Genomic DNA, 19,221 nt, shown 5'->3' with positions numbered 1-19,221 from the left:
AAAAGCGCGAAATATCGGCCAACTATTCGCCATCGTGCCGCGTGCCCTCTTCGTCGAGGATCGCTACGCTTCGCATGTAGGACTGATAGGCCTTCTCCTGCGTATCGCCGATGGCCAGCACGCCGAGCTTTCCGAACTCCGACAACGCGCCGACGAGATGGAACACGACGCCCTCCTGCTTCGCAGCGTCGAAATGCAGCCCCTGCGTCGCGGCGATGTCGATAAGGTCGGTCGGCGTCAGCCCGCGGTAATGGTCCGCGTGGAGATTGTCCGACGCGTAATAGAAGCAAGGCTTGCCTGCCGCGCTGTAGAACAGGCCGGTTTCGTGCTCGTAGCGCCCCGCCGTGAGATATTGCAGCATGAGGAACGGGTGCGTCGTGCCGCCCTTGCGGAGGTTGATCTCGATGGCGTAATGCCGCCACGGCGCGCTCTCGTCGTCCTTCACCGACATGAAATCGATGGCGAAGCGGCCGAGCGCGCCTTTCGACGCGAGCACCTCGCCCGCGCGGCGGCCGAGTTCCTGAATGTCGAGGCGATAGCTTTCATCCGCAGGAAATTTGCAGCCGAGAAATACCTGCTCGTTCGCCCCGCCGAGCACCTGATCGTGCGTCGAGATGGTCTCAAGCGTGCCCATGGGATCGACGCGGAATTGCGATGAGGGCGAACGCTTGATCTTGCCCTCAAGGAACTCCTCCGCGATACCGCCCATCAGCTCGAATTTTTCCATGAAGGCGTCGAACGTCATTTCCGCCGATTGAAAGCCGAGATGCGGAAGCTGCTCACCCACCCACTCGCGAAGGCCGGTTTCCGGCGCGCCCTGGAAGCAGAACACCGCGTTGCCTTCGCCTGAAAAGCCGTCGTTCAGCTTGACCACCGCGCGGCGCAGCGCCGGATTCCGCTCCTTCAGCGTGACGAGCGCATCCACGATGTCGTCCGCGTTCTTCAGGTCTTCGAAGCCTGCGGGCATGGCGATGCCCGCTTCCCTGAAAATCTTGCGCGATCCGCTCTTCGACCCCCAGCAGGAAACCTCGGGATCGGAGCCGTAAATCGGCAGGTCGAGCTTCAGTGCGAGCTTTTTTTCGAGCGGCGTCACCGTGAAAAAGGTTACATGCGCCGCGTGCGGATCGGGGATCGCGGCCTTGATCCGCTCGATGAGGCGCGGGCGCGCGAGGATCTTCGCGGAAAGCGGCGCGTCGGAACTGTCGTAGCAGGAAAGAAGCACGAGCCGCTTCTTGGCGTGCTGGGCCGGGATGCCTGGGAGAAGATGCAGGTAATAGTCTATGATCGGCGTGGCGATCGGCGTGCTTGTGACGTAGATCACACGGGTGCGCGGGAAGCGCAGCAGCAGAAGCAGGCAAAGCAGCCGCTCCTCGTAGTGATGCACGCCCGCTATGCGCGCCATCACTTCGCGGTCGAAGGTGATGCTCGGCACGATGACAACGGTGCGCGGGGTATTCGGGTCGGCGAAAATCTTCGCGTAGGTCTCGCGGAAGTGATCCTGCAAGACTTTCGATCTCGCCAGTTCGACCGGCTCGAAGGTTACCCCATTAGCCCCGCTCAAGCGCGCTTTCCCGTGGTTCTTCCGCTCTTTATCGAGCGTTCCAATATTATACTGAAAAGGTACCGGCATTGCTTCCAGACGACAAGCGAAGCCATGCGGCACGTTCCCTGCTCGTTAAGGAAAAATCGATGACTTCAGTTCCCGAGACCGGCTCTATCCCCCGCGATGTCCGCGCGCTGCTCGAAGATTTGGGTGTTGCAAGCGAGACTTGGTCGGGCGGCGCGTTCGAGGCGAAGACCCCGGTCACGGGCGAAATCATCGGGCGTGTGCGGCTCGGCGGTGCGGCGGACATGAACGCGGCGGTTGACGCGGCGCACGCGGCGTTTCTCACGTGGCGCAGCGTTCCGGCGCCCGTGCGCGGCGAACTTGTGCGGCTGTTCGGCGAGGAACTCCGCGCCAACAAGCCCGCGCTCGGCCGCCTCGTCACAATCGAGACCGGCAAGATCGTTTCCGAAGGTCTCGGCGAAGTGCAGGAGATGATCGACATCTGCGATTTCGCGGTCGGGCTCTCGCGGCAGCTCTACGGCCTCACCATCGCGAGCGAGCGCGCCGATCATCGCATGATGGAGATTTGGCATCCGCTGGGCGTCGTCGGTATCATCTCGGCGTTCAACTTTCCCGTGGCGGTGTGGGCGTGGAACGCGTCGCTCGCGCTCGTCTGCGGCAACGCGTGCGTGTGGAAGCCGTCCGAGAAGACGCCGCTGACCGCGCTCGCCACGCAGGCGCTGTTCGAGCGGGCGGCGGAGCGATACCGCAAGGCGGGTCACGTCGCGCCGGACGGGCTTTCGGCGGTCGTGATCGGCGCGCGCGAGGCCGGCGAGGCGCTGGTCGATAACCCACGCGTGCCGCTCGTCTCCGCCACCGGTTCCACGGCGATGGGCCGCGCGGTCGGCCCTCGGCTCGCCTCGCGCTTCGCCCGCGCCATCCTTGAACTCGGCGGCAACAACGCGGCCATCATCTGCCCTACGGCCGACATCGACCTGAGCCTCCGCGCGGTGGCCTTCGCAGCGATGGGCACGGCGGGCCAGCGCTGCACGTCGCTGCGGCGGCTGTTCGTGCAAAATTCGGTCTATCACAAGCTCGTCCCGCGCCTGAAGCAGGCTTATACGACCGTGAAGGTCGGCAATCCGCTGGACGACGGCACCCTTGTCGGCCCGCTGATCGATGAGGCGGCCTATGCCTCGATGTATAAGGCGTTCGAGGAGGCGAAAGCCTCGGGCGGGAGTCTGTTCACCGGCGGCGAGCGCATTCGCGCGGGCGTGCCGCAGGGCGGCGTCTATGTGCAGCCGACGCTGATCGAAATGCCCGAGCAGGTGGGACCTGTGCTGAAGGAGACCTTCGCGCCGATCCTCTATGTGATCCGCTACAACGACCTTGAGGAAGCCATCCGCCTCAACAACGAGGTGCCACAGGGGCTTTCGTCGTCCATCTTCACGAACGATCTGCGCGAGGCGGAACGGTTCATCTCGGCGCGCGGTTCGGATTGCGGCATCGCGAACGTCAATATAGGCCCATCCGGCGCGGAGATCGGCGGCGCGTTCGGCGGCGAGAAGGAAACGGGCGGCGGCCGCGAGGCTGGCTCCGACTCATGGAAGGCGTATATGCGCCGTGCAACCAACACCATAAACTACGGCTCGACACTGCCGCTCGCGCAGGGCGTCAAGTTCGAGGTCGGGCGGTAGAGAACGCGGCACGGCGAACGGAGGCGCAACAGGCCTCCCCGCGCCAGCCTTCGCGCGCTCAGCTTCGCCAGTCGATGTAGACGTTGCCGCGTGCATCCGCGCCGATCACGACATCATCGAACTTGGCGAGGCGTAGCTTGCGGACTTCGCCCATGGCGGTGCGTTCGGTCGTGACCTCTTCGATGAACGGGAAGTCCTTCAGGTTGCGCCAATCGACCTGCTCTTCGAGCGGGCCACGCGGCGTCGAGATTGTCAGCGTGCCCGCTTCTTCTTCGCTGGCGACGATTGAAACACTCGTCTCATTGCGCGAAATGGTGATGTTCGCGCCCTGCGTCTCAGGGGCCGGGCTGACGTTGATGTGCGAAGGCCAGACGCTGCGATGGAACGGGATGACTTCTCCGGCGCGCATAGTTGTGATCCTCCAGGTTCGTTGGAGGACAGTCTTTACGAAGAACCCTGCGCGGGGCTTTTTCCGTTATTCGCATTCAATTAAAAGTTGAATCAATGCGTGCGGGATCGCCGCTCCTTCACCCGCTCGATCAGCTTTTCGACGTCGGTCAGGATGTTGCGCACAACGACCGCGACGCCGTCGCCGGTCGGATGCAGGCCGTCCGGCTGGTTGAGCGCGGGGACCGTTGCGACGCCCTTGAGAAAGAACGGATAGAGGATCGCGTTGTAGTCTTTCGCGAGGCGCGGCCACATCGCGCGGAATTTTGCGGCATAATCTTCGCCCCAGTTGCGCAATGGCTCCATGCCCGCGATGAGAAGCTCCACGCGCTTGTCGGATAGCGCCTTAAGGATCGCATCAAGCGAGGCTTCCGTCTGCTTCGGATCGAGGCCGCGCAGCATGTCGTTCGCGCCGAGTTCGACAATCGCCGCATCCGCCGGCTCGGACAGGCTCCAGTCGAGCCGCGACGCGCCGTCCGCCGCCGTGTCGCCCGAGACGCCCGCATTCAGCACGCGCACGGCGTGGCCCTTCGCCCGGAGCGCGGCTTGCAATTGCGCCGGAAACGCCTTGTCGGGCGGCAGTTGAAAGCCCGCCGTCAGGCTGTCGCCAAGCGCGAGGATCACGATTTCCTTCTCCGGCTCGGCGGCGCGCGCGGGCGCGACGTCGAAAGCGGTTACAAAAATCCCGGCGCACGCGGTCGAAATTGCGAACAATCCTATCCATATGAAGCGCGGCAAAGAAGTCTCGAAACGGTGTCTCATTTGCAATTCCCCTCGGTTTCCGAAGCGCCGCACGCAGGCACCCCTCGCCGCGCCGCACCCGTCATAGATCTGAAAGGCGTAACGCTCACGCTGAAAAGCCGCGCGGGCTCCGTCGACATCCTGCGCGGTATCGATCTCGCCGTGCCGGAAGGCCAGTCCGTGGCGCTTGTCGGGCCGAGCGGTTCCGGCAAATCGTCGCTGCTCATGGTGATGACCGGCCTTGAAGCCGCCACCTCGGGCCGCGTCGTCGTCGCGGGCGAGGATTTCACGACGCTTGGCGAGGACGCGCTCGCCGCGATCCGGGGCCGCTCCATCGGCATCGTGTTCCAGTCCTTCCACCTGATCCCGACCATGACAGCCATCGAGAATGTGGCTCTGCCGCTCGAATTTCTCAATCGCGCCGATGCGTTCGAGCGCGCGGAGGCGGTGCTTTCCGAGGTTGGGCTGTCGGGCCGCTTTCACCACGTGCCGGGGCAACTTTCGGGCGGCGAACAGCAGCGCGTCGCGCTGGCACGGGCGCTCGTCGCCGAGCCGAAAATCCTGTTCGCGGACGAGCCGACCGGCAATCTCGACGGTGAGACCGGGCGGCAGATCATGGATCTGATCTTTTCGCTGCATCGCCGCTTCGGCACGACGCTTGTGCTCGTGACGCACGACACGGCGCTGGCGAAACGCTGCGAGCGCGTCGTTGCCATGCATGACGGGCGGATCGCGGCGTCGATCCATGAAACGGCGTCGGCATGACGGTCGCCGCCGAAACGCGTGCGCCGCATTCGCGCGGCCCGGCGCTGCCGCTCGCCCTTCGCCTTGCGCTGCGCGACCTTCGCGGCGGCGTGGCGGGCTTCTGGATCTTCCTGATCTGCGTCGCGCTCGGCACGGGCGCAATCGGCGCGATCAACGGGCTTTCAGGCGCGATCCGCGATGCGCTGGCGCGCGACGCGACGCTGCTGCTCGGTGGCGACGTCGAGGCGACGCTCATCCATCGGCAGGCCAACGCCGACGAACGCGCCTTCCTCGAAAGCGTCGGCCGCGTCAGCGAGGTCGCCACCATGCGCGCGATGGCGCGGCGGCCCGACGCGAACGCGCAGACGCTGGTCGATCTCAAGGCCGTGGACAGCGCCTATCCGCTTTACGGCGCGGTGAAGATGGATGAGGGAGCCGACCTCGATACGCTTCGGCGCGGCGGGCTGGCCGTGGACCGCACCATCCTGGACCAACTGGGCCTCAAGCTCGGCGACGAGATCACGCTCGGCAAGGCGTCTTTCCCGGTCGTCGCCGTGCTCGGACAGGAGCCCGACCGTTTCGCGGCGGGTCCGGCTTTCGGCGCGCGCATCCTAATGTCAGCCGACGCGTTGAAGGCGACCGGGATCGCGGAACCTGGCGCGCTCGTGCGCTGGGCCTATCGCATCAAGGTCGAAGGCGGCGCGCCGCCGACATTCAAGGCGGCGCTGTCCACGGCGTTTCCCGAGGCGGGCTTTCTGGTGCGCGACACCTCCGACCCCACGCCCGGCATCCGCAACACGCTCGACCGGCTCGCCGAGTTCCTGACGCTCGTCGGGCTGACGGCGATGCTTACCGGCGGCATCGGCGTGGCGAACGCGGTGTCGGCCTTCGTCGAGCGGCAGCGGCGGACTATCGCGACGTTCAAGGCGCTCGGCGCATCGCAGCGCACGATCTTTCAGGTATTTTTCATCGAGATGGCGCTGTTCGCCGCGCTCGGTATCCTCATCGGCTTCGGGATCGCAATCGCCGTGCCGTGGCTTGTCGCGGGGCTGGCGAGCGGCCTCCTGCCGGTGAGCCTTGAGCCGGGTTTCCAGCCGGAAGCGCTCGGGCTCGCGGCGTTGTTCGGTGCGCTGACGGCGCTGCCCTTCATCCTGTGGCCGCTCGGCCGTGCGCAACAGGTGCGGGCCGCCGAACTGTTCCGCAATGGCAGCGAGGACGCGACGTGGTTTCCGCCGCGCGCCTATCGCTATGCCTCGCTCGGCGCGGTGGCGCTGCTCGCTGCCGCCGCCATTCTTCTGTCGCAGAACCAGAAGATCGCGGCCGTGACCGCCGCGGCCCTGTTCGGGGTCTTCGTGCTGTTCTGGTTTATTGGAGCGGGCATACGCCGGTTCGCCGCGCGGCTTCCGAGACCGAAGCGGCCTGAAGTGGCGCTCGCGCTCGCCAACATCGCGGGACCGGCGAGCCTCGCGCGCACCATCGCGCTGTCGCTCGGCGCGGGGCTGACGCTGCTGACCGCCGTTTCGCTGGTCGACGCATCGCTGACGAACGAACTCAAGACGCGGCTGCCGGAGCACGCGCCGAGCTATTTCTTTATCGGCATCCCGAAGCCCAGCCTCGTCGCGTTCGAGGACTTGCTGGAAGAAAAGGCGCCCGACGCGCGCATCGCCACCGCGCCCATGCTGCGCGGACGGCTCGTCGCGTTGAAGGGTGTGCCGGTCGAGCAGATCAAGGCTCCGTCGTCGGCGGAATGGGTGCTGAACGGCGACCGTGGCATCACCTATTCGGACGCTGTGCCATCCGGCTCGCAGATCACCGAGGGCGCATGGTGGCCCGCCGACCATAATGGCGAGGCGCTCGTTTCGTTCGAGGCGGAGATTGGCAAGGCGCTCGGGCTCGCGATCGGCGACACGGTGACGGTCAACGTGCTTGGGCGAAACATGCAGGCGAAGATCGCCAACTTCCGCAGTGTCAAGTGGGGTTCGATCGACATCAACTTCGTGATGATCTTCTCGCCGAACGCGCTCAAGGCCGCGCCGTTCACATGGCTCGCGACGCTGTCATGGCCGGAGGGTCAGACGCCCGACGCGAAGGCGGAAGCCGAGGTGATGAAGGCGGTCGCGGGCGCTTATCCCGCCGTGTCAGCCGTGCGCGTGCGCGATGCTCTCGCCGCCTTCAACGGCGTGTTCGAGAAAATCATGACGGCCGTTCGCGCGGCGGGCAGCGTCACGCTCATCATGGGCGCGCTGGTTGTGGCAGGCGCGCTGCTCACGGCGCAGCGGCGGCGAATCTACGAGGCGGTTGTGCTGCGCACTCTCGGCGCGAGCAAGCGCCGCGTCATAACAGCGCACATCCTTGAATATCTGATCCTCGCGATGTGCCTTTCGACCGTCGCGGCCGCGCTTGGGCTTCTGGCAGCGTGGGTTATCGTGAAATATGTCATGGGATTAACTTTTGTAGTCTCGCTATCGGCGCTATTGCAGCCATCGGTGATTGAAACCATATTCGTCACTGCGCTGGGTGCGTTGGGGACGTTCAAGGTCCTTTCAGCGAAACCGGCGCAATATCTGCGTTCCGAGTGAACGTCTGGATGGCGACGACAGGGCAGGCCGCCTGACAATGGGCCGTGCTCCAGGCCGTCCGGGGTGAAACCTGGAAGACCTTCTGCGCAGACCTTTTGAGAAAAATGTCAGGGACCAAAGAGGACAATGGCAGACTACGACACGTCTCGAGCATATAACACGAGTGCTCGCGCGCGCACGGACGCCTTCGCGATTGACGAGGGTCTGCGCGCTCACATGATCCGCGTTTACAGTTACATGGGCATCGGGCTGCTGGTGACGGGCATCATGGCCTACACCATCTACAGCCAGTCCGTGATTACCAACGATGCCGGCAAGATCGTCGGCTTGACCTCACTCGGCACGGTCATCTTCAAGAGCTGGGTGAAGTGGCTTGTTATGTTCGCGCCGTTGATCGTGGTATTCGCCTTCTCGGCGACGATCAACAGGATGAGCACAGCAACCGCGCAGGGCGTATTCTGGCTGTTCGCAGCGTTGATGGGCCTGTCGCTTTCGAGCATTTTCATCGCCTATACGGGCACCTCGATCGCGCGCATCTTCTTCATCACCGCCGCGACCTTCGGCGCCGTCAGCATCTACGGCTACACCACGAAGGCTGATCTTACGAAGTTCGGCTCGTTCCTGATCATGGGTGTCATCGGCCTCGTGATCGCGAGCATCGTGAACGCGTTCCTTGGCTCGACGGGCCTTCAGTTCGCGATCTCGGTTCTCGCCGTGCTGATCTTCACGGGCCTCACCGCCTACGACACGCAGCAGATCAAGGATAACTACCTTGCGCAGGCGCAATATGGGGAACAGAGCCTCGGGCACGCGGCCATCCTGGGCGCGCTTAGCCTGTATCTCGACTTCATCAACATCTTCGTTGCGTTGATGCAGCTCTTCGGCGAGCGTCGCGAATAGCTTCTCCACAAGTGCAGCCAAAGGCCCCGCAAGGGGCCTTTTTTTCGCCCGCCGCTCAGAGCTTAACCGGTCACCGGGTCATCTCTTGACGAGGCGGAGCTTGCGGTCGAGCACGAGGAGCACCTTGACGACCAGAGTTTGAATGAGACCGAGGCAAAAGAAAAAGATCGAACCCAGCCGTCGTTGAAATTGGGACGATCCTTGCAAGACGCCGTTCTGCCGCGACCTCAAGTTGATGGCTCCATCAAAACGGAGCCATCAACTAAATTGTCCTTCAAGAATCGGCCCGAAGCGCTTTCGCCGCCGCGACCATATTGGCGATAGCCGGTCGCACCTCCTCCCAGCGGCGCGTTTTCAGGCCGCAATCCGGGTTGACCCAGAGCTGGCCGTCCGCCAGCCGCTCGCGTGCGAGGCGAAGAAGCGTCGTCATTTCCTCCACGGCAGGCACGCGCGGCGAATGGATGTCGTACACGCCGGGCCCGATCTCGTTCGGATATTTGAAGCTTTTGAACGCATCCAGCAGTTCCATCTTCGAGCGCGACGTTTCGATGGAGATCACGTCGGCATCCATGGCCGCAATGGCGTCGATGATGTCGTTGAACTCCGAGTAGCACATATGCGTGTGGATCTGCGTCTCGTTGGCGACGCCCGACGACGCGAGCCGGAATGACGTAATCGCCCAGTCGAGATAGGTCTGCCAGTCGGCGCGGCGCAGCGGAAGCCCCTCGCGGAGCGCGGCCTCGTCGATCTGGATCATCGGCGCGCCGGCCTTTTCGAGGTCCGCCACCTCGTCGCGGATGGCGAGCGCGATCTGGCGGCAGGCGACGCTTCTCGGCACGTCGTCGCGCACGAACGACCAGTTGAGGATCGTGACCGGCCCTGTCAGCATGCCTTTCATCGGCCGGTCGGTCTGCGACTGCGCGTAGAGCCACCAGCCGACCGTCATCGGCTCGGGGCGCGACACATCGCCGTAGAGAATCGGCGGGCGCACGCAACGCGAGCCGTAGGACTGCACCCAGCCGTTCTTCGTGAACGCGAAGCCGGAGAGCTTTTCGCCGAAATATTGCACCATGTCGTTGCGCTCGAATTCGCCATGAACGAGCACGTCGAGGCCGACTTCCTCCTGCCAGCGGATCGTGCGCGTGGTTTCCTCGCGAAGGAACGCATCGTATTCGGCATCCGTCAGAGCGCCCTTGGCGTGGGCGGCGCGCGCCTTGCGCACCTCCGCCGTCTGCGGGAACGAGCCGATGGTTGTCGTCGGGAACAGCGGCAGGCCGAAGCGGCGACGCTGAAGCGCGGCACGTTCGGGGTACGGCGAGCGGCGGAGCGCCATCTCCGGCGTCACGGCCGCGAGCCGCTGGCTTACGGCGGCGTTATGCACCTTGGGCGATGCTCGCCGCGCGGCGAGCGCTGCGGATGCGGCTTCGAGCGCGGGCGCGACCGATGCGCGCCCCTCGGAAAGCGCTCGACCGAGCGTCGAAAGCTCGCCCATCTTCTGCACACCGAAAGCGAGCCAGCTTTTCACGTCGACGTCGAGATCGCGTTCAAGTTCCAGATCGACCGGCGTATGCAGCAGCGAGCAGGACGGCGCGAGTTGGACGTGATCGGTGCCGCGCTTCGCCACCACGGGCTCCAGCCGGTCGAGGATCGCGGTGATGTCAGCACGCCAGACGTTGCGGCCGTCGATGACACCCAGCGACAGCACGAGGCCGCGCGGCGCTTTCGCCAGCACATCGTCGAGTTGGCCGGAACCGCGCACGAGATCGAGATGCAGCCCCGCCACGGGGAGCGAAAGCGCCGTGTCCAGATTGTCGCCGAGCGCGCCGAAATAGGTCGCGAGCATGATCTTGAGGCTCGGCAACGCGTCGGCGAAGCGGCGGTAGGTCTTCCGAAGCGCATCGCGCGTAGCGTCGTCGAGGTCGAGCACGAGGCACGGCTCATCGATCTGCACCCACTCCGCGCCGTTGGCGGCAAAGCGGCGCAGCACGTCGAGATAGACGGGGAGCAGAGCGTCGAGAAGGGTAAGCGGATCGAGCGATGGGTCTTTGCTCTTGCCGAGCTTGAGGAACGTCACCGGTCCGAGCAGCACGGGCCGCGTTTCGTAGCCCAGATGTTGCGCCTCGCGATATTCATCCACGGCCTTCAGCGAGGCGAGCGTGAAGCGTTGCTCCGCCGAAAACTCCGGCACCATGTAGTGATAATTGGTGTCGAACCACTTCGTCATTTCCTGCGCGGGCGCGCTGCCTGCGCCGCCCTCGCCATGCGCGCCGCGCGCCATCGCGAAATATGTGCCGAGGGTGACACCGCCGGTCTTCCAGCCGTAGACCTCGGGGATGGCGCCGACCATGACGCTTGTGTCGAGCACCTGATCGTAGAAGGAGAAGTCGTTCGACGGGATCACAGTCACGCCCGCCGCCTTCTGGCGCGCCCAATTGTCGGCGCGAAGCCGGGCCGCTGTCTCGCGGAGCTCTTTTTCGCCGATCTTGTGCGCCCAGTAAGCCTCAAGCGCGGTTTTCAACTCGCGGCGCGGACCGATGCGCGGCGTGCCAAGCGATGCGATTTTTATGCTGGAAGACACGTTCTAACCCCATTGCGTTGGGGCAAGGCTGTGATGGGACGCGCGCGAACGCCGCCAGTCGGCGGGCCGCAACCGCTCCATCGGGACACCCCGCCCGAGGACTTCGATTTCGTCGCGGCAGGTCTCCTGGCTTGCGGGTCAGCGCTCCGGCCCGTCTTCCCGAAGCGGTCGCTTCAGTGACATGGGTGGGCCGGAACTCGCCGCTTACAGTTGCGGGGGCAGCACCGGACTTGCACCGGCTTCCCTCTTGGCTTCGGGCTAGCGCCCGAAGACCGCGACAGTGGTGAGTGTGATCGAGATCGACGTCGCCGTCAATCTCGATATAACGACATCTTTATATGCTGATTCCGTTCTATGCTTGCGGCAGCACCGTCCGCACGATGGACGCGTCGAGCGCCTCGTAACGGGCGAGGCCGATGGTGTCGTAAAGCTCGGCGCGCGTCTGCATCTCGGGCAGCATCGCCTCCGTGCTGCCGTCGCGGGCGAGCGTGGCATAAAGCTTCGCCTGCGCCTTGTTCGCGACCCGAAGCGACGAGACGGGCCAGATGACCATGGCGTAGCCCCAGGCCTCGAACTCGGCGGCCGTATAGTGCGGTGTGCGGCCGAACTCCGTCATGTTGGCCAGCAGCGGCACGCCGGGCAGACGCCGCGCAAACTCCTGGAACATGGCCGCGCTCGTCAGCGCTTCGGGGAAGATCGCATCCGCACCCGCCTCGACATAAAGCCGGGCGCGCGCCACTGCCGCGTCGATCCCCTCGCTTGCGGCGGCATCGGTACGGGCCACGATGACGAGATGGCGGCGCGCCTTGGCAGCGGCGGCAACCTTGGCGGCCATGTCGCGCGCATCGGCGAGCTTCTTGTCGTTGAGGTGCCCGCACTTCTTCGGCAGAAGCTGGTCCTCGATATGCACCGCGCCCGCACCCGCATCCTCGAAGGTGCGGACCATATGCATGACGTTCAGCGCCTCGCCGTAGCCCGTGTCGCCATCGACAAGGAGCGGCAGGCCGCTCGACCGCGCGATCTGGCGGATGAAGAACGCGACCTCATCCACCGTGATGATGCCGAGGTCGGGCAACCCCATGGAAGCCGTCATCGCCGCGCCTGAGAGATACAGCGCGTCGAAGCCAGCCGCCTTTGCCTGAAGCGCCGCCATGCCGTTATGCGCGCCGGGAAGCTTCAGGATGCCGCGACGCTCCAGCAGCTCGCGGAAGCGGAAACCCGCCGTCTGGTCCGGCAGGTCGAAACCGTTGAGATAAGGCATCGCCGCTCCTTACGCCGCACGCGCGGAAGACGGCGCAGGCGCGCGCCCGCGATCTTCCAGCGGCACGAAAGCCACGTTTTCCGGCCCGACATAGTTCGCGGACGGGCGGATGATCTTGTTGTCCTGCCGCTGCTCGATGATATGCGCCGCCCATCCGCTCGTGCGCGCGATGACGAAGAGCGGCGTGAACATCGCCGTTGGCACGCCCATCTGATGGTACGAGACGGCGCTGAACCAGTCGAGGTTCGGGAACATGCGCTTCGTCTCGGCCATCACGCTTTCGATGCGCTCGGCGATCTCGAACATCTTCGTCGCGCCGACCTCGCGGGAGAGCCGCCGCGCGACCTCCTTGATGACCTTGTTGCGGGGATCGGCGACCGTGTAGACCGGATGGCCGAAGCCAATGACCACCTCTTTCGCCTCGACGCGGCGACGAATATCGGCTTCCGCCTCGTCGGCCGAATTGTAGCGCTTCTGGATCTCGAAGGCCGCCTCGTTCGCGCCGCCATGCTTTGGGCCGCGCAGGGCGCCGATCGCGCCTGTCACCGCAGAATAAAGGTCCGAACCCGTGCTCGCGATGGAGCGCGCGGTGAAGGTCGAGGCGTTGAACTCATGCTCGGCATAGAGGATCAGCGAAGTATGCATCGCGCGGACGTGGCTTTCGCGCGGACGCTCGCCGTGCAGCAGGTGCAGGAAGTGCCCGCCGATGGAATCATCGTCGGTGTGCACGTCGATGCGGCGACCGTTATGCGCAAAGTGATGCCAGTAGAGCAGCATCGAGCCGAGCGAAGCCAGGAGCCGGTCGGCCACATCCCGCGCAGCTGGATGGTTGTGGTCGGCCGGCTCCGGCAGCACGCAGCCGAGCGCCGAGACGCCCGACCGCAGTACGTCCATGGGATGCGATGCGGCGGGCAGCGCTTCGAGCGCGGAGCGAACCGCCGAGGGAAGGCCGCGCAGGGCCTTCAGTTTCGTCTTGTAGGCGTGAAGCTCGGTCGGCGTCGGGAGCGCGCCGTGAATGAGGAGATGCGCGATCTCCTCGAATTCGCAGGTCTCGGCCACATCGAGAATGTCGTAACCGCGATAATGCAGGTCGTTGCCGGTGCGGCCCACGGTGCAAAGCGCGGTATTGCCCGCGATGATCCCGGAAAGCGCGACCGACTTTTTCGGCTTCGGCCCAACGGCCTTCGTTGCATCCTGTAACATGGTGTCCTCCCTAAGCGCCGACGACGGTGCAGCGGCCCGTCTCGCGCGATGTGCCGTTCCATTCGAAAAGGCCGGTCGTCCGCCCGGCGCCGAGCGCGGCGGGATCGACGGTGAAGTTGAGGCCGAGAAGCTCGTCGCCGCGCAGCCGTTCGAGCCGGTCCACGGTTTCGAGGAAGCGCTGCTGCTCGGCGGGCGAGACGATGCCTGCCGAAAGCGTGAGGAACTTCCCGATGTATTGCGGGCGAGCGAAGGGGCGCGCGCCGAGCGGGTTGGCGTCGGCAATGGCAAGCTCGTCCTCGATCACGCGGCCGTCGCGCAAGGTGACGACGACGCGGCCGCCGAACGCCTTTTCCTTCGGGTCGCGGCTGTGATAGCGACGCGTCCATTCCGCGTCTTCGACGGTCGAAATTTTGTGCCACAGCGCGACGGTTTCGGGGCGCTTCGCGCGCTCCGGCGCATAGGAATTGACGTGGTGCCAGCCGCCGTCTTCCAGCGCGACCGCGAAGATGTACATGATGGAATGGTCGAGCGTTTCGCGGCTCGCATTCGGGTCCATCTTCTGCGGGTCGTTCGCGCCCGTGCCGATCACGTAATGGGTGTGATGGCTCGTGTGGATCACGACGCTTTCGATGGCCGCGAGATCGCCGATCTTGTCGCGCATGCGCCGGGCGAGATCGATCAGCGCCTGGCTCTGATATTCCGCCGAATATTCCTTGGTGTAGGTGTCGAGGATGGCGCGCTTCGCCTCGCCCTTCTCCGGCAGCGGCACGGTGTATTGCGCCTTGGGGCCGGAGAGCAGCCACGCGATGAAACCGTCCTCGCCTTCCCATGCGGGGGACGGCGCACCTTCACCGCGCATCGCGCGGTCGACGGCCTCGACCGCCATCTTGCCCGCGAATGCAGGCGCGTAAGCCTTCCAGCTCGAAATTTCGCCCTTGCGCGACTGACGAGTCGTCGTCGTCACGTGCAGCGCCTGCTGGACGGCCTGCCAGATCGTCTCGGTTGGAAGCCCTAGCGCCGCGCCGATGCCTGCCGCAGCCGACGGCCCGAGATGGGCGATATGGTCGATCTTGTGCTCGTGCAGGCAGATGCCTTTCACGAGATTGACCTGAATTTCGTAGCCCGCCGCGAGACCGCGCACGAGCGCTTCGCCCGAAAGCCCGCAATGTTGCGCGACGGCGAGGATCGGCGGGATGTTGTCGCCCGGATGCGAATAGTCGGCGGCGAGGAACGTGTCGTGGAAATCGAGTTCGCGCACGGCGACGCCGTTGGCCCATGCGGCCCATTCCGGCGAGAAGCGGCGATGCGAGGCGATGCCGAACACGCCTGCGCCGGGCTTGAAGGGATGGGCGAGCGCCTGATTGCGCGCGTTGGCAACCGGGCGGCGCGCGAGCGAAGCGGCGGCAACGGCGGCGTTATCGATGATGCGGTTGCCGATCATCTCGACCACGGTTGGCTCAACCGCAACCTGGTCGGCGGCGACTTCGGCAATCTTCCACGCGAGCTGTTCGGCGCGGGGCAGAGGCTCGGCGGATTTGTATGTGCGAACGGTATTCGACTTCACGGGGCAGGTTCCTCTCTTGGGCAGCGGCGGCTGGGAAATTGGATCTGGAATCAGGGGCGGAACGCCGTGGGGCGCCCGGCTTCGTCGACGGCGACCATCTCGAACGAGCCACGCACGGCGAGGCGGCGCTCGCCCGAAAGCAGTTTCTCGGCGACCATGTCCACGTTGACGGTCATCGACGCGCGGCCGACGCGCACGACGCGGGCGGAAAGCTCGACGAGTTCGCCGACCTTCACGGGCACGTGGAATTCCACCTTGTCGGACGTCGCCATCACCACGGCGCGGCGCGCGCGCCTTGTGGCCGCGACGAAGGCCGCCTTGCCCATAAGGTTCAGCGCATTGCCGCCGAACAGCGTGCCGTAGTGGTTCGCCTGCTCGGGGAAGACCATCTCCACAAAGGTGGTCGTCGCCTCGGTGGCGGCTTCATCGATAAGGGTTTGCATTCAAGCGCCCGGGGTTCGTTTCAGGCTTCACAATATCCGCAACGACGAACACGCCGTAAGGGCTGAAAATGTGGATGTTTGCGAAGGCTTCGCCGCAAATCTGCGAGCTTTGCGAATTTGCGGCTTTCGCAAACGACGGGTTCGCAAGCGGCAATATTGCCCATTCCCCGCTGTTCACATGTTTGAATGAATTTTCTAGCTCCGCTCGTGACTCGACAAAGCGAATCACACCCTAAATGTGGGGGTCACGGTGCCCCGATAGCGCAAGATTCGGGAGCCAAGAGGGAAGCCGGTGCAATTCCGGCGCTGCCCCCGCAACTGTAAGCGGCGAGCCGCCGTCGATAGCGTCACTGGTGCGAAAGCGCCGGGAAGGCCAGACGGAAGCATTGACCCGCGAGCCAGGAGACCTGCCGCGACACGAAACGAACGTCCTTGGGCGGGGTGTCCTGCAGGTCGTGCCGTAACCGATGTGCCGGTTGCGTTCGCGTCCCTGTCGCTCCCGCCCCCATGATCCAACGGGGGTTTACTTGTCTTCCAGTCCTGACTCCACGGCGGTCGTATCCGCCGCCCGCCTGCCGCTCAGCATCGTGAAGCGCTCGGGCGCGCTCGCACCGTTCGATGCCGCGAAGATCCGCTCCGCGGTCGAGCGCGCGGGCCGCGCCACCGGCGATTTCGACGCCACCGAGGCGCATCTCCTCGCCATTCAGGCGGTAAAGGTGATCGCGCATCGCTTCGCGAGCCGGTCGCCGCACATCGAGGAAATTCAGGACATCGTCGAGCAGGTGCTCATCTCCGCGAACCACTTCGCGACCGCGCGCGCCTACATCGTCTACCGCGAGCAGCGCGCACGCCTTCGCGCCGACCGCCACGCCGCCATCGACGTGGAAAGCTCGATGAACGAATATCTTGAGCGGGCGGACTGGCGCGTGAACGCGAACGCCAATCAGGGCTATTCGCTTGGCGGCCTGATCCTGAACGTCTCCGGCAAGGTCGTCGCGAATTACTGGCTCAGCCACGTCTACCCGCCGGAAGTGGGCCGCGCGCACCGCGATGGCGACATCCACATCCACGACCTCGACATGTTGGCGGGCTATTGCGCGGGCTGGTCGCTGCGCACGCTGTTGCAGGAGGGGCTCAACGGCGTGCCCGGCAAGGTCGAGGCCGCGCCACCGAAGCACCTGTCGAGCGCGGTCGGCCAGATCGTGAATTTCCTCGGCACGCTCCAGAACGAGTGGGCGGGCGCGCAGGCGTTTTCCTCGTTCGATACCTACATGGCGGCGTTCATCCGCAGGGATCAACTGCCCTATCATGAGGTGCGCCAGTGCATTCAGGAGCTGATCTATAACCTCAACGTGCCGTCGCGCTGGGGTACGCAGACGCCGTTCACGAACCTGACTTTCGACTGGACCTGCCCGGAAGACCTTCGCGATCAGGTGCCGGTCATCGGCGGCGTCGAGATGGATTTCACCTACGGCGATCTTCAGGCCGAGATGGACATGATCAACCGCGCCTATATGGAGGTCATGATTGCGGGCGACGCGAAGGGCCGCGTCTTTACCTTCCCCATCCCGACCTACAACATCACGCCGGATTTCCCGTGGGAGAGCGAGAACGCGACGCGCCTCTTCGAGATGACGGCGAAATACGGGCTACCCTACTTCCAGAACTTCGTGAATTCCGAGCTGAAGCCGAACATGGTGCGGTCCATGTGCTGCCGCCTCCAGCTCGACCTGACGGAGCTTCTGAAACGCGGCAACGGGCTGTTCGGCTCGGCGGAGCAGACGGGCTCGGTCGGCGTCGTGACGGTGAACTGCGCGCGGCTCGGCTTCCTGCACAAAGGCGATGAAGCGGCGCTGTTCGCGCGCCTCGACGATCTGCTCGACATCGGCCGCACGAGCCTCGAAATCAAGCGCAAGGTCATCCAGCGCCACATGGATGCGGGGCTGTTCCCCTACACGAAGCGCTACCTCGGCACGCTGCGCAATCACTTCTCGACGCTCGGCGTAAACGGCCTCAACGAGATGATCCGCAACTTCACCGACGACGCAGAGGACATCTCGACGCCGTGGGGCCACGCCTTCGCGCTCCGCTTCCTCGACCATGTGCGCGCGAAGATGGTGGCGTTTCAGGAAGAGACCGGCCACCTCTATAATCTCGAAGCGACGCCCGCCGAGGGCACGACCTATCGCTTCGCGCGTGAGGACCGGAAGCGCTTCGACGGCATCTTGCAGGCAGGCACGGACGAGACGCCGTATTACACCAACTCCAGCCAGTTGCCTGTCGGCTTCACGGACGATCCGTTCGAGGCGCTGACCCGACAGGAACCGCTGCAAGCCAAGTATACCGGCGGAACGGTGCTGCATCTCTACATGGGCGAACGCATTTCTTCAGCGGAGGCGTGCAAGAAGCTCGTGCGCCGCGCGCTCGAAAACTTCCGCATCCCCTACATCACCGTGACGCCGACATTCTCCATCTGCCCGACGCATGGCTATATCGCAGGCGAGCACAAGTTCTGCCCGATCTGCGACGAGGAGCGGCTTGCGGCGAAGCGGGCACGGCTCGCCGCGCGCAAGGCGGCGGCGTAACCACATCAACAGAGGGAGCAAAGACATGAACGCACATTGGACCCCCACCGCCGACGACGTGACGCTGACCGACGAGGAGCGCCAGCCCTGCGAAGTCTGGACGCGCGTGATGGGCTATCACCGACCCGTCTCGTCGTTCAATCAGGGCAAGGTTGGCGAATTCAACGAGCGGCAGTATTTCCGCGAATGCAAGGCCGAGCGCGCCGACGCCGACAAGAGCGCGCGATGACACTCATCGAGATTGGCGGGTTCGCCCGCCTTTCCTCCGTGGATTGGCCCGGGCAGCTTGCGGCGACCGTGTTCTGTCAAGGCTGCCCGTGGGCCTGCCGCTACTGCCACAATACGTCGCTGATGCGGGCGGGCAGCGGCGCGGGGCCGTCATGGGCCGAGGTGCGCTCCTTCCTCCAAACGCGGCGCGGACTGCTTGACGCGGTGGTGTTTTCCGGCGGCGAGCCGACCTTGCAGACGCATCTGCCGGAGGCGATGGCCGAGGTGCGCGCGATGGGCTTTCGCGTCGGCCTCCACAGCGCGGGGCCATATCCGGCGCGGCTCGCGGCCGTCCTGCCGTTGGTCGACTGGGTGGGCTTCGACGTGAAAGCGCCGTTCGCTGAGTATGAGCGCATCACCGGCGTGCCAGGCAGCGGCGAGCGCGCGGCTGAAAGCTTGCGGCTGCTGGTGGCGAGCGGCGTGGCGTTCGAGACGCGGACGACCGTTCATCCCGCCCTGCTGGACGACGCGGCGCTCGCGCGCATCGCCGCCGAACTGGCCGCACTCGGCATCGCGAACAACCGAATCCAACCGTTTCGCTCGCTTGGATGCACAGACGCCGCGCTTGCTGCATGAAACAAGCGCGGCGTCGCCGCATGCCGACGGCCTTGCGCCGCCTGCCCTTGGCTCGACGGCATGCGTTTGGGGTCAGGCGAGGGGAAGCCT

The 19,221-nt window shown here is 64.9% G+C and carries 15 protein-coding genes and 2 riboswitches; of the genes, 7 read left to right on the top strand and 8 right to left on the bottom strand.

Going from position 1 to position 19,221, the window contains the following annotated elements:
* Nucleotides 1-22 precede the first annotated feature (22 nt).
* The gene (locus T281_RS04200) at nucleotides 23-1,561 is read right to left on the bottom strand and encodes a peptide ligase PGM1-related protein (protein WP_052037013.1); all 1,539 of its coding nucleotides are present in this window, start codon (nucleotides 1,559-1,561) and stop codon (nucleotides 23-25) included.
* 128 nt (nucleotides 1,562-1,689) lie between these two features.
* Here T281_RS04200 and amaB point away from each other — a divergent pair, with 128 nt between their 5' ends.
* The gene (gene amaB, locus T281_RS04195; RefSeq protein WP_052037012.1) at nucleotides 1,690-3,243 is read left to right on the top strand and encodes an L-piperidine-6-carboxylate dehydrogenase; all 1,554 of its coding nucleotides are present in this window, start codon (nucleotides 1,690-1,692) and stop codon (nucleotides 3,241-3,243) included.
* Nucleotides 3,244-3,301: 58 nt separating this feature from the next.
* Here amaB and T281_RS04190 read toward each other — a convergent pair whose 3' ends face one another.
* Complete coding sequence (locus T281_RS04190; protein WP_037234718.1) at nucleotides 3,302-3,652, bottom strand: hypothetical protein; 351 nt, start codon at nucleotides 3,650-3,652, stop codon at nucleotides 3,302-3,304.
* A 92-nt stretch (nucleotides 3,653-3,744) separates the two neighbouring features.
* Nucleotides 3,745-4,452 carry an arylesterase gene (locus T281_RS04185; protein ID WP_037234717.1) on the bottom strand — a complete coding sequence of 236 codons (708 nt, stop codon included), beginning with the start codon at nucleotides 4,450-4,452 and terminating at the stop codon, nucleotides 3,745-3,747.
* On the opposite strand from T281_RS04185, the gene T281_RS04180 reads away from it, so the two are divergent.
* The 3 genes from T281_RS04180 to T281_RS04170 all read left to right on the top strand — a co-directional run bounded on the left by T281_RS04180 (nucleotide 4,453) and on the right by T281_RS04170 (nucleotide 8,654).
* The gene (locus T281_RS04180) at nucleotides 4,453-5,196 is read left to right on the top strand and encodes an ABC transporter ATP-binding protein (RefSeq protein WP_013419916.1); all 744 of its coding nucleotides are present in this window, start codon (nucleotides 4,453-4,455) and stop codon (nucleotides 5,194-5,196) included.
* Nucleotides 5,193-7,754, top strand: coding sequence for an ABC transporter permease (locus T281_RS04175; protein WP_037234715.1), 2,562 nt, complete (start codon nucleotides 5,193-5,195; stop codon nucleotides 7,752-7,754). Before T281_RS04180 ends, T281_RS04175 begins: the two co-directional genes overlap by 4 nt.
* A gap of 126 nt (nucleotides 7,755-7,880) precedes the next feature.
* Nucleotides 7,881-8,654 (top strand): Bax inhibitor-1/YccA family protein, encoded by a 774-nt coding sequence (locus T281_RS04170; protein ID WP_037234712.1) that lies wholly within the window; start codon nucleotides 7,881-7,883, stop codon nucleotides 8,652-8,654.
* Between the two features lie 274 nt (nucleotides 8,655-8,928).
* Here the strand turns inward: T281_RS04170 and metE are convergent, their stop codons facing one another.
* From metE to T281_RS04145, 5 genes are all read right to left on the bottom strand, one after another.
* A complete protein-coding gene (gene metE / locus T281_RS04165; RefSeq protein ID WP_037234711.1) occupies nucleotides 8,929-11,232 on the bottom strand; it encodes a 5-methyltetrahydropteroyltriglutamate--homocysteine S-methyltransferase in 2,304 nt (767 codons plus the stop codon).
* 99 nt (nucleotides 11,233-11,331) lie between these two features.
* Nucleotides 11,332-11,524, bottom strand: a riboswitch (cobalamin riboswitch).
* A 60-nt stretch (nucleotides 11,525-11,584) separates the two neighbouring features.
* Nucleotides 11,585-12,493 (bottom strand): methylisocitrate lyase, encoded by a 909-nt coding sequence (gene prpB / locus T281_RS04160; RefSeq protein WP_037234710.1) that lies wholly within the window; start codon nucleotides 12,491-12,493, stop codon nucleotides 11,585-11,587.
* Between the two features lie 9 nt (nucleotides 12,494-12,502).
* Nucleotides 12,503-13,696 carry a bifunctional 2-methylcitrate synthase/citrate synthase gene (gene prpC / locus T281_RS04155; protein WP_037234708.1) on the bottom strand — a complete coding sequence of 398 codons (1,194 nt, stop codon included), beginning with the start codon at nucleotides 13,694-13,696 and terminating at the stop codon, nucleotides 12,503-12,505.
* A 10-nt stretch (nucleotides 13,697-13,706) separates the two neighbouring features.
* Complete coding sequence (locus tag T281_RS04150) at nucleotides 13,707-15,260, bottom strand: MmgE/PrpD family protein (RefSeq protein WP_037234705.1); 1,554 nt, start codon at nucleotides 15,258-15,260, stop codon at nucleotides 13,707-13,709.
* A 50-nt stretch (nucleotides 15,261-15,310) separates the two neighbouring features.
* Entirely contained in the window at nucleotides 15,311-15,703 is a 393-nt protein-coding gene (locus tag T281_RS04145) for an acyl-CoA thioesterase (RefSeq protein WP_013419465.1), read from the bottom strand.
* 231 nt (nucleotides 15,704-15,934) lie between these two features.
* Nucleotides 15,935-16,132, top strand: a riboswitch (cobalamin riboswitch).
* Between the two features lie 98 nt (nucleotides 16,133-16,230).
* On the opposite strand from T281_RS04145, the gene T281_RS04140 reads away from it, so the two are divergent.
* The 3 genes from T281_RS04140 to T281_RS04130 are packed head-to-tail and all read left to right on the top strand — an operon-like array spanning nucleotide 16,231 to nucleotide 19,131.
* Nucleotides 16,231-18,288 (top strand): ribonucleoside triphosphate reductase, encoded by a 2,058-nt coding sequence (locus T281_RS04140; protein WP_052037008.1) that lies wholly within the window; start codon nucleotides 16,231-16,233, stop codon nucleotides 18,286-18,288.
* A gap of 25 nt (nucleotides 18,289-18,313) precedes the next feature.
* Nucleotides 18,314-18,517, top strand: coding sequence for an anaerobic ribonucleoside-triphosphate reductase (gene nrdD, locus T281_RS04135; RefSeq protein WP_037234702.1), 204 nt, complete (start codon nucleotides 18,314-18,316; stop codon nucleotides 18,515-18,517).
* Nucleotides 18,514-19,131, top strand: a complete 618-nt coding sequence (locus T281_RS04130; RefSeq protein ID WP_037234700.1) for an anaerobic ribonucleoside-triphosphate reductase activating protein — start codon at nucleotides 18,514-18,516, stop codon at nucleotides 19,129-19,131. The genes nrdD and T281_RS04130 overlap by 4 nt, the downstream gene beginning before the upstream one ends.
* Nucleotides 19,132-19,221: the final 90 nt, after the last annotated feature.

This window comes from Rhodomicrobium udaipurense JA643 (assembly GCF_000636015.1).
Classification (GTDB): Bacteria; Pseudomonadota; Alphaproteobacteria; order Rhizobiales; family Rhodomicrobiaceae; genus Rhodomicrobium; species Rhodomicrobium udaipurense.
Note: the sequence above shows the minus strand (reverse complement) of the source record. Positions and strands in the feature narration are given on the sequence as shown.

What these genes read in the sequence shown, in the direction of transcription:
- amaB (WP_052037012.1), top strand. Translation starts at nt 1,690, where the DNA reads ATGACTTCAGTTCCCGAGACCGGCTCTATCCCCCGCGATGTCCGCGCG.
- T281_RS04190 (WP_037234718.1), bottom strand. Translation starts at nt 3,652, where the DNA reads ATGCGCGCCGGAGAAGTCATCCCGTTCCATCGCAGCGTCTGGCCTTCG.
- T281_RS04185 (WP_037234717.1), bottom strand. Translation starts at nt 4,452, where the DNA reads ATGAGACACCGTTTCGAGACTTCTTTGCCGCGCTTCATATGGATAGGA.
- T281_RS04175 (WP_037234715.1), top strand. Translation starts at nt 5,193, where the DNA reads ATGACGGTCGCCGCCGAAACGCGTGCGCCGCATTCGCGCGGCCCGGCG.
- T281_RS04170 (WP_037234712.1), top strand. Translation starts at nt 7,881, where the DNA reads ATGGCAGACTACGACACGTCTCGAGCATATAACACGAGTGCTCGCGCG.
- prpB (WP_037234710.1), bottom strand. Translation starts at nt 12,493, where the DNA reads ATGCCTTATCTCAACGGTTTCGACCTGCCGGACCAGACGGCGGGTTTC.
- prpC (WP_037234708.1), bottom strand. Translation starts at nt 13,696, where the DNA reads ATGTTACAGGATGCAACGAAGGCCGTTGGGCCGAAGCCGAAAAAGTCG.
- T281_RS04145 (WP_013419465.1), bottom strand. Translation starts at nt 15,703, where the DNA reads ATGCAAACCCTTATCGATGAAGCCGCCACCGAGGCGACGACCACCTTT.
- nrdD (WP_037234702.1), top strand. Translation starts at nt 18,314, where the DNA reads ATGAACGCACATTGGACCCCCACCGCCGACGACGTGACGCTGACCGAC.
- T281_RS04130 (WP_037234700.1), top strand. Translation starts at nt 18,514, where the DNA reads ATGACACTCATCGAGATTGGCGGGTTCGCCCGCCTTTCCTCCGTGGAT.